Annotated in this window: 6 protein-coding genes; 5 read left to right on the top strand and 1 reads right to left on the bottom strand. The window is 71.6% G+C overall.

The genetic code is table 11. The annotated features are described in order from the left end of the window. The first annotated feature begins 77 nt into the window (after positions 1 to 77). The 5 genes from treS to C5508_RS17905 all read left to right on the top strand — a co-directional run bounded on the left by treS (position 78) and on the right by C5508_RS17905 (position 9,147). Positions 78 to 1,898 (top strand): maltose alpha-D-glucosyltransferase, encoded by a 1,821-nt coding sequence (gene treS, locus C5508_RS17925; protein WP_104526288.1) that lies wholly within the window; start codon positions 78 to 80, stop codon positions 1,896 to 1,898. Further along, the gene (locus tag C5508_RS17920; protein ID WP_104526287.1) at positions 1,895 to 3,265 is read left to right on the top strand and encodes a maltokinase N-terminal cap-like domain-containing protein; all 1,371 of its coding nucleotides are present in this window, start codon (positions 1,895 to 1,897) and stop codon (positions 3,263 to 3,265) included. Before treS ends, C5508_RS17920 begins: the two co-directional genes overlap by 4 nt. 51 nt (positions 3,266 to 3,316) lie before the next feature. Next, complete coding sequence (glgB, locus tag C5508_RS17915) at positions 3,317 to 6,265, top strand: 1,4-alpha-glucan branching protein GlgB (protein ID WP_104526286.1); 2,949 nt, start codon at positions 3,317 to 3,319, stop codon at positions 6,263 to 6,265. Positions 6,266 to 6,340: 75 nt separating this feature from the next. Then, entirely contained in the window at positions 6,341 to 7,723 is a 1,383-nt protein-coding gene (locus C5508_RS17910) for a neutral zinc metallopeptidase (protein ID WP_232797265.1), read from the top strand. A gap of 50 nt (positions 7,724 to 7,773) precedes the next feature. Next, on the top strand, positions 7,774 to 9,147 hold the full coding sequence (locus C5508_RS17905) for a neutral zinc metallopeptidase (protein WP_104526285.1): 1,374 nt from the start codon (positions 7,774 to 7,776) through the stop codon (positions 9,145 to 9,147). A gap of 22 nt (positions 9,148 to 9,169) precedes the next feature. Here C5508_RS17905 and C5508_RS17900 read toward each other — a convergent pair whose 3' ends face one another. Continuing rightward, positions 9,170 to 10,129, bottom strand: coding sequence for a tetratricopeptide repeat protein (locus tag C5508_RS17900; protein ID WP_232797264.1), 960 nt, complete (start codon positions 10,127 to 10,129; stop codon positions 9,170 to 9,172). Between the last annotated feature and the right edge of the window lie 65 nt (positions 10,130 to 10,194).

The raw sequence follows: 10,194 nt of genomic DNA, 5'->3' as shown, positions 1-10,194 counted from the left end.
TTTTTATACTTAGCATCCACTTAGTCTCTTCTTATGTTTTTCTTCGTCAGACTCAGATGTTTATACGCGCCACGTCGATGACCGTTCCCGTCCCCGACTCCCCTGCCGCCCGCTCCGCTCTGCCGCCTCCGGGGTCCGACCCGGAGTGGTACAAGCGCGCCGTCTTCTACGAGGTGCTGGTCCGCGGCTTCGCCGACAGCAACGCCGACGGCGTCGGCGACATCCGCGGCATGATCGACAAGCTGGACTACCTCCAGTGGCTCGGCGTCGACTGCCTCTGGCTGCCGCCGTTCTTCGCCTCCCCGCTGCGCGACGGCGGCTACGACGTCAGCGACTACACCGCGGTCCTGCCCGAGTTCGGCAACATCGAGGACTTCCACGACTTCCTCGACGAGGCCCATGCCCGCGGCATGCGCGTGATCATCGACTTCGTCATGAACCACACCTCGGACCAGCACCCGTGGTTCCAGGCCAGCCGCAGCGACCCCGAGGGCCCCTACGGCGACTTCTACGTGTGGGCCGACGACGACACCGGTTACGCCGACGCGCGGATCATCTTCGTCGACACCGAGAGCTCGAACTGGACGTTCGACCCGGTGCGCAAGCAGTACTTCTGGCACCGCTTCTTCTCCCACCAGCCGGATCTCAACTTCGAGAACCCGAAGGTGCAGGAGGCGATCATCGACGCCCTGCGCTTCTGGCTGGACCTGGGCGTCGACGGCTTCCGGCTCGACGCCGTGCCCTACCTCTTCGAGGAGGAGGGGACCAACGGCGAGAACCTGCCGCGCACCCACGAGTTCCTGAAGCACGTCCGCAAGGTCGTCGACGACAACTACACCGACAAGGTGCTGCTGTGCGAGGCGAACCAGTGGCCGGACGACGTCGTCGAGTACTTCGGCGAGAACGGCGACGAGTGCCAGATGGCCTTCCACTTCCCGGTGATGCCGCGGCTGTTCATGGCCGTCCGGCGGGAGCAGCGGTTCCCGATCTCGGAGATCATGGCCCAGACGCCGGACATCCCCGACAACTGCCAGTGGGGCATCTTCCTGCGCAACCACGACGAGCTGACCCTCGAGATGGTCACCGACGAGGAACGCGACTACATGTGGGCGGAGTACGCCAAGGACCCCCGCATGAAGGCCAACATCGGCATCCGCCGCCGGCTGGCCCCGCTGCTGGACAACGACGTCAACACCCTCGAGCTGTTCAACGCGCTCCTGCTGTCGCTCCCGGGCTCCCCGGTCCTGTACTACGGCGACGAGATCGGCATGGGCGACAACATCTGGCTCGGTGACCGCGACGGCGTCCGCACCCCGATGCAGTGGACTCCGGACCGCAACGGCGGCTTCTCCAGCGCCGACCCGCAGCGGATGTACCTGCCGCTGAACCAGGACCCGGTCTACGGCTACCAGGTCACCAACGTCGAGTCCCAGCTGCGCAACACCAACTCGCTGCTCCAGTGGGTCCGCCGGATGATCCAGGTCCGCGGGCAGCACCCGACGTTCGGTCTCGGCAGCTACGCCGAGGTGGGCTCGCGCAACCCCACGGTGCTGTCGTTCGTGCGCGAGTTCGGCGACGACGTGGTGCTCTGCGTCAACAACCTCTCGCGGTTCCCGCAGGCCGTGGAGCTGGACCTGCGCCGGTTCGAGGGCTACACGCCCATCGAGCTCACCGGCCGGGTCGAGTTCCCCCAGATCGGCGTGCTGCCGTACATGCTCACCCTCGCCGGACACGGCTTCTACTGGTTCGAGCTGTCCAAGCCGGCCGAGCCCGCCGCCGACGAGACCGAGGACTGGACGAGCGCGACATCCAGCGCCGTGGCCGACAGCCTGCTGGCCGCCGGCGTGGTCAGCGCCGCCGACGAGACCCCGACCGACGAGTCCGGAGGCACCCGATGAATGCACTCACCGATCTGTTCCGCGAGTGGATCCCGCAGCAGCGCTGGTTCGGCGGCAAGGGCCGGGAGTGGGCCGACGTCACCGAGGACGGCTTCTTCCTCGACCGTGGCAATCCGGTGCTCTCGGTGCACCGGGTGCGGATCGAGTACCGCGACGGCGGCCGCGACACCTACCTGGTCCCGCTCTCCTGGCGCGACCAGCCCTCCGAGGACATGGAGGCGGCCTTCGTCGGTGTCGTGGCCAACGACGGACGCGAGTCGTTCGCCTACGACGCGATGCGCGACCGCGACTCGACCGCCCCGTGGCTGATCCACCTCGCCCAGGGTTCCGCCGTCGGCCCGATGCGCTTCTCCCCCGCCGGAGAGGGTCACATCCCCGAGGGGCTGCCCGGCGACATCGTCTCCACGGAGCAGAGCAACACCTCGCTGGTCTACGGCCAGGAGGCGATCCTCAAGCTCTTCCGGCGGCTGGAGCCCGGCCTCAACCCCGACGTCGAGATCCACGACGCCCTGCGCCGGGCGGAGAACGAGCACATCGCCCCGCTGCTGGGTCACATCGAGATCGACGACGACGACCCGGCCACGCCGCCGGCGACCGTGGCGATGCTGCAGACGTTCGTGCCCAACGCGAGCGACGGGTGGCGGCTGGCCACCGCCAGCGTCCGGGACCTGTACGCCGAGGGCGACCTGCACGCCGACGAGGTCGGGGGCGACTTCGCCGCCGACAGCGAGCGGCTGGGTGCGGCGACGGCGTCGGTGCACGGCGACATGGCGCGGGTGCTGCCCACCGAGCCGGCCTCTCCCGAGTGGTACGCCGAGGTCGCCCGGCAGATGACCGAGCGGCTGGACGCGGCCATCGAGGTCGTGCCGCAGCTCCAGGAGTACGCCGAGGGGCTGCGGCGGGTCTACGCCTCGGTCGCCGACAGCCAGGAGCCCGTGGTCCGCCAGCGCGTGCACGGCGACCTCCACCTGGGTCAGGTGCTGCGCACGACCACCGGCTGGATCGTGCTCGACTTCGAGGGCGAGCCCGCCCGCCCGCTGGCCGAGCGCCGGGAGCTGGACAGCCCGCTGCGCGACGTCGCGGGCATGCTGCGCAGCTTCGACTACGCCGCCCGGCACATGCTGGTCGAGCAACCCGAGGACACCCAGCGCGCCTACCGCGCCCAGGAGTGGGCGGCGAGGAACCGGTCGGCCTTCTGCACCGGCTACTCCGAGGCCAGCGGCCTGGACCCGTGCGGGGAATCACCACTCCTTCGGGCGTTCGAGGCCGACAAGGCGGTTTACGAATGCGTCTACGAGGCGAGGAACCGTCCGCACTGGCTGATGATCCCGCTCCAGTCGCTGTCCCGGATCGCCCACCGCGACTGAGCACCGACCCCACGGACCAGAGCACCGAGACGCGACGAGGACGGCGAGACGATGACGACCGACGACCGAGGCGAGAGCCCCGTGCAGAGCAAGGACGATCTGCAGCGCGCCGTGGAGCAGAAGGTCGCCCAGGCCGAGGCGGCCGCGGGCAGCGAGCCCCCGGTGAACGCCGCCCCCGCCACCCGTAAGCGGGCCACGAAGAAGGCCGTCGCGGCGGACGCCGGCACCGAGGCCGCGGCCCCCGCGAAGCGGGCGGCCAAGAAGGCGGCTCCAGGGACGAAGGCCGCGCCGGCCAAGAAGGCAGCCGCGACCAAGGCCACCACCGCCAAGCGGGCCACCGCCAAGAAGGTGGCCGCCACTCCCACGGCGACGGAGGCGACGCCGGACCCCGGCGGCGAGGACACCGAGATCACCGCCAACCCGGTGGTGGCCCCGGCGCCGATCGCCGAGCCCGGTGACGACACCGGCGCGCCGGCCGGCCAGCCGGTGGCACCGGACCCCGACCCGGCCGAGCCGGACAACCCGCAGGCACCCGAGGACGCCGGTGGCACCCCCGTCGGCGAGACCGCCACCGACACCGCCCCAGGGGCCGCCGAACCGGCGGCCCCCGTCCGCGAGCCGGCCGGTGACGACGTCCCGGCGCCGGTCGAGGCCGCCGTCGCGACCTCGGCCGACGGCGCCGCCCCCGCGGGCGGCACCACGGCGGGTGCCGCGGAGGACGCCGAGATCGAGACCTTCTCCGAGCAGGACCTGCAGGCAATCGTCGACGGGTGGTCCCGCGACCCCCACGGGGTGCTGGGTGCCCACCGCACGGCCGAGGGTTGGGCCGTGCGCACCCTGCGCCCGGACGCCGTCTCCGTCGCCGTCCTCGACGAGGACGGCAGCCGGTACGAGATGCGCCGGCTGCACGCCGGCGGCATCTACGAGGCCGGGTTCCCCCGCCAGCCGGGTGACTACCGCATCGAGGTCGTGTACGACGACGGCGAGGGCGGCACCACCACCCACACCGTGGACGACCCCTTCCGCTGGCTGCCCACGCTGGGGCCGCTGGACGAGCACCTCATCCGCGAGGGCCGGCACGAGCGCCTCTGGGAGGTGCTCGGCGCGCACGTCCGGCGCTACGAGACCCCCCGCGGCACGGTGGAGGGCGTCTCGTTCGCCGTCTGGGCCCCGAGCGCCCAGGGTGTGAAGGTCACCGGCGACTTCGACTACTGGGAGGCCCGCGCCTACCCGATGCGCCGTCTCGGGTCCTCCGGCGTCTGGGAGATCTTCATCCCCGGCGCCCAGGTGGGCACCCGCTACCGGTACCACGTGCTCGGCGCCGACGGCGTCTGGCGCGAGAAGTCCGACCCGCTGGCCTTCGCCACCGAGGTCCCCCCGCTGAACGCCTCCATCGTCACCGAGTCCACCTACGAGTGGGGCGACGACGAGTGGCTGGCCGAGCGGGCGACCACCAGTTGGCACGAGCGCCCGATGAGCGTCTACGAGGTGCACACCGGATCGTGGCGGCAGGGGCTGTCCTACCGGGAGCTCGCCGACGAACTGGTCGACTACGTGAAGGACGCCGGGTTCACCCACATCGAGTTCATGCCGCTGGCCGAGCACCCCTTCGGCGGTTCGTGGGGCTACCAGGTCACCTCCTACTACGCGCCGACTTCGCGCTTCGGCACGCCCGACGACCTGCGCTACTTGATCGACCGGGCGCATGCGGCCGGGATCGGGGTCATCGTCGACTGGGTCCCCGCGCACTTCCCCAAGGACGAGTGGGCGCTGGCCCGCTTCGACGGCACGCCGCTCTACGAGCACGGCGACCCGCGCCGCGGCGAGCAGCTGGACTGGGGCACCTACGTCTTCGACTTCGGCCGCTCGGAGGTCCGCAACTTCCTGGTCGCGAACGCGCTGTACTGGGCCAAGGAGTTCCACATCGACGGCATCCGCGTGGACGCGGTGGCCTCGATGCTCTACCTGGACTACTCGCGCACCGAGTGGCTGCCGAACAAGTACGGCGGCCGGGAGAACCTGGAGGCGGTGGCCTTCCTCCAGGAGTTCAACGCCACCGTCTACCGCGAGGTCCCCGGCATCATGACCATCGCCGAGGAGTCCACCGCGTGGCCTGGGGTGACCCGGCCGACGCACCTGGGCGGCCTGGGCTTCGGCTTCAAGTGGAACATGGGCTGGATGCACGACTCGCTGGCCTACGTGGAGCGTGAGCCGGTGTACCGCAGCTACCACCACGGCCAGCTGACGTTCTCGATGCACTACGCCTACACCGAGAACTTCGTCCTGCCCATCAGCCACGACGAGGTCGTCTACGGCAAGGGCTCCATGCTGCGGAAGATGCCGGGCGACCGCTGGCAGCAGCTGGCCAACCTGCGCGCCTACCTGGCCTACATGTGGGCGCACCCGGGCAAGCAGCTGCTCTTCATGGGCTCGGAGTTCGCGCAGGACTCCGAGTGGGCGGAAAGCCGCTCGCTGGACTGGTGGCACCTCGAGGACCCCGCGCACCGCGGGATCCTGCAGCTGGTCACCGATCTGAACGCCCGCTACAAGGAGTTCGACGCGCTCTGGTCGCTCGACGTGGACCCGGCCGGCTTCCAGTGGATCGACGCCAACGACGCATCCGGCAACGTGCTGTCGTTCCTGCGCTACGGCAAGGCGCCCGAGCCGGCCGCCCTCCCGGCGAGCGCAGGGACGCGGGCCGGGGACGGGGACACGGCGGACGACGGTGCGGGCGACGTCGTCGTCGAGCCGGCTGCGGGCACGGCACTGGCCTGCGTCGTGAACTTCTCCGGCTCGCCGCACCACGAGTACCGGATCGGGCTGCCGCGCCCGGGCCAGTGGCGCGAGGTGCTCAACAGCGACGCCGAGGGGTACGGGGGCTCCGGGGTCGGCAACTTCGGCGGGGTCGAGGCCGTGGCCGAGCCGTGGCACGGCCAGCCGTACTCGGCGACGATCTCCGCTCCCCCGCTGGGCACCGTCTGGTTCCTGCACGAGGGCTGACGTCGGCTCCGGTCGTCCCGCGGCGCGGGGCGAGCGGAGCTGGTCGCGGTCGGGTGGACGGGGCATGCTGACGTCATGACCCTGCGCCGGGCCGCACCGCTGGTTCTCAGCGCGGTGCTGCTGAGCGGCTGCGCCGTCGACGTGGTGCGCGGGCAGGCCTCGCCCGGAGGTGACGAGGCGAGGGACGTCTCCGTCGACGACTTCCCGGTGACCGGGGCCGGCGGGGAGCCGATCGACCAGGTCGCCCGCAACGCGCTGGCCGATCTGGAGACGTTCTGGCAGCAGGCCTACCCGGAGTACTTCGGTGAGGAGTACACGCCGCTGGCGGGCGGTTACTTCTCCGTCGACTCCGAGGACCTGGACGCCAGCCTGTACCCCGCAACCGGTATCGGGTGCCAGGAGCAGCCGACGGACCCCGAGGAGGTCGCGGGCAACGCCTTCTACGACCCGGTGTGCGACGTCGTCGCCTACGACCGCACCCTGCTGCAGGAGCTCGCCGACGACTACGGGCGGTTCCTCGTGCCGGTCGTGATGGCGCACGAGTTCGGGCACGCGATGCAGGGCCGGTACGGGTTCGCGGAGCGCAGCATCCTCGACGAGACGCAGGCCGACTGCCTGGCCGGCGCGTGGACACGCTGGGTGGCCGACGGCCGAGCGGAGCACCTCTCGCTACGGGAGCCGGAGCTCGACCAGGTCATCCGCGGTTTCCTCCTGCTGCGCGACGACGTCGGCAGCGACCCCGACGACGGTGCGGCCCACGGCTCCTTCTTCGACCGGGTGTCGGCGTTCTACGAGGGATACCAGGCCGGGCTCAGCACCTGCCGCGACGACTTCGGCGACGACCGGCTCTTCACCGCCGCCGAGTTCGACCCCGACGACCTGCTCGACCAGGGCAACGCCGACTACGCGAGCCTCGTCGGCTGGGTGGGCTCGACGCTGCCCGCCTTCTACGGCGAGGTGTTCCCCGACGTGTTCGGGGCTGCGTTCGAGGCGCCGTCGGTCGAGGCCTTCGACGGCGACGCCCCGGAATGCGCCGGCCTGGAGGACCGCGACCTGGGCTACTGCACCGACGACTCGACCGTCTACGTCGACGAGAGCGACCTGGCGATCCCCGCCTACGACGAGATCGGCGACTTCGCGCTCGCGACCGCGCTGGCCCTCCCCTACGCCCTGGCGGTGCGGGACCAGGCCGGGCTGTCGGTGGACGACGGGGCGGCCACGCGCTCGGCCGTCTGCCTGACCGGCTGGTACCAGGCGCAGTGGTTCGCCAACGCCTTCATCGACGTGGTGGGGGCCCAGATCAGCCCCGGCGACATCGACGAGGCCGTGCAGTTCCTGCTGCAGTACGGCGTCGACGACCGGGTCCTCCCGAACGTCGACGCATCCGGCTTCGAGCTGGTGGGCGCCTTCCGCAGCGGCTTCCTCGAGGGGGGCGGCGCCTGCGACCTGGCGGACTGACCCCGCGCGCCGGGGTTTGCGCCGCCGCTCCGGCGGCGATGGGGACACGCATGACCCGGCCCGCCCTGCTGTCCGCCGTCGCGAGCCTGCTGCTCTGCGGCCTGACCAGCGCCTGCGGGGTCGTCGTGGTCGGCACCCCCAGCGCCGGCGGCCGCGCGCCGGCCGATGCCCCTCCCGGGGAGGTCACCGTCGTCGGTGCCACGGAGGAGCCGGTGGACGAGCTGGCCCGCAACGCCCTGGCCGACCTGCAGGACTTCTGGTCCGACCAGTTCCCCGACGTGTTCGGCGGCGCGTTCCAGCCGCTGCAGGGCGGCTACTTCAGCGTCGACCCGGACGACGTCGACCCCCGCGACTACCCGCAGGGGGTCGGCTGCGGCAGCGATCCGCGCGAGGCGGCGAAGAACGCGTTCTACTGCCAGGCCCCGGACGAACCGGCTTCGGACTCGATCACCTACGACCGGGCATTCCTCGCCGAACTGGCCGACGGGTACGGGCGCTTCCTGCCGGCCCTGGTCATGGCCCACGAGTTCGGTCACGCGGTCCAGGGACGGGTCGGCTCCCCCGGGCCCTCGATCGCCACCGAGACCCAGGCCGACTGCTTCGCCGGCGCCTGGAGCGCCTGGGTCGTCGACGGCCGGGCCGAGCATTCGCAGCTGCGGGAGGGTGAGCTCGACGACCTGCTGCGCGGCTACTTCCTGCTGCGGGACCCGGTGGGCACCAGCCCGGCCGAGCAGTCGGCGCACGGGTCCTACTTCGACCGGGTCTCGGCGTTCCAGGAAGGGTTCGACGACGGGCCGGAGGCCTGCCGCGACCGGTTCGGGCCGGACCGGGTGTTCACCCAGGGCGAGTTCCGGGACCGGGAGCTGGGCAACCAGGGCAACGCCCCCTACGGCGAACTCGTGGCGCTGATCGACGAGGCCCTGCCCGCCTTCTGGGACCGGGCCTTCACCGACGTGTTCGACGCCGACTTCGACGCGCCCCCGATCGAGCCCTTCACCGGCTCGGCCCCGGACTGCGCCCCGTCGGACCGCGACCTCGTCTACTGCGCCGACGGCAACGTCGTCGGCTACGACGAGGAGCTCACCACCACCGCCTACGAGCTCGGCGATTACGCGGTCGCTACCGCTCTCGCCATCCCGTACGCGCTGGGCGCCCGCGACCAGCTGGGCCTGGACCCCGCCGACCCCGACGCGATCCGGTCGGCGGTGTGCCTCACCGGCTGGTTCAGCGCCCAGGTGTTCAACCGGGGGGTGCCCGACGTGCTCATCTCGCCGGGCGACCTCGACGAGAGCGTGCTGTTCCTGCTCGAGTACGGCGTCTCGGAGGACGTGCTGGGCTCCGCGAACCTGTCGGGCTTCCAGCTGGTCGACGTCTTCCGCGGCGGCTTCGTCGAGGGTGTCGAGGCCTGCGACGTGGGGGCTTGACCCACTCGGCCGGCAGGTCGGGTCAGAAGAGGGCGGCGGTGAGCTGACGGCGCGCGGTGGCGACCCGGGGGTCCTGGTCGCCGACGATGCCGAACAGCTCCACCAGGTGCTGGCGGGCCTGGTCGCGGTCCTCGCCCGCGGTCCGGCGGACCACGTCGAGCATCCGGTCGAAGGCGCCCTCGATGTCGCCGGTGCCCAGCAGGAAGTCCGCCGCCCGGGTCTGCGCGGCGACGTCGTCGGGTGCGGCCTCGGCGGCGGCGAGCGCATCGGGGCCTGCCTCCTCGGCGCGGCGAAACAGCTGGACCTGCCGCAGCGCGATGCCGGCGTCCGGGTGGTCGGGCTCCTCGGCGAGGATCGCCTCGTAGGCGGCCTCGGCCGCGGCCAGGTCACCCCGCTCGAGAGCGGCCTCGGCGGCGTCCAGCCGCGGGTCCTCCGCCTCCTCGGGAGCCGCTCCGCCCGGCACGGCGCCGCCGGTCGTGGCCTGGACCAGCTCGGTGACGAACTGGCGTGCCTGTTCTTCGGGGATCGCGCCGGTGAACTCGGCGACGAGCTGCCCCTGCCACACCGCCTTGACCGCCGGGATGCCCTGGACCCGCAGACCCTGGGCCAGCGCCGGGTTGGCCTCGACGTCGACCTTGGCCAGCACCCACGAGCCGCCGCCCTCGACGGCGAGGCGTTCCAGCACCGGGGACAGCTGCTTGCACGGCCCGCACCACTCGGCCCACAGGTCGAGCACGACGGGCACCTGGAAGGAGCGGTCGAGCACCTCGGCCTGGAAGGTCGCCTCGGTGACGTCGACGACGGCGCCACCCGGTGCTCCGGCAGGAGCCGACGCACTCGGCGGCGGCGCGGCCTGGGCGCGGGCGGCGGCATCGGAGCGCGCCTTGACCGCGGCCAGGTCGACGGCGCCGGCCATGGCGGCGGCCATCTGCGCCTGCTGGGCCTGCGCGCGCGGGTCGGGACGTCCCTGGCTCTTATTCACCTCTTACCCTTGCCAAGAAGAGGAGAAGGGAGAATCGTGTGGTCACAGCATCATTATAAACAACA

The organism is Blastococcus atacamensis (assembly GCF_002938425.1).
Lineage (GTDB): Bacteria > Actinomycetota > Actinomycetes > Mycobacteriales > Geodermatophilaceae > Blastococcus > Blastococcus atacamensis.
Note: the sequence above shows the minus strand (reverse complement) of the source record. Positions and strands in the feature narration are given on the sequence as shown.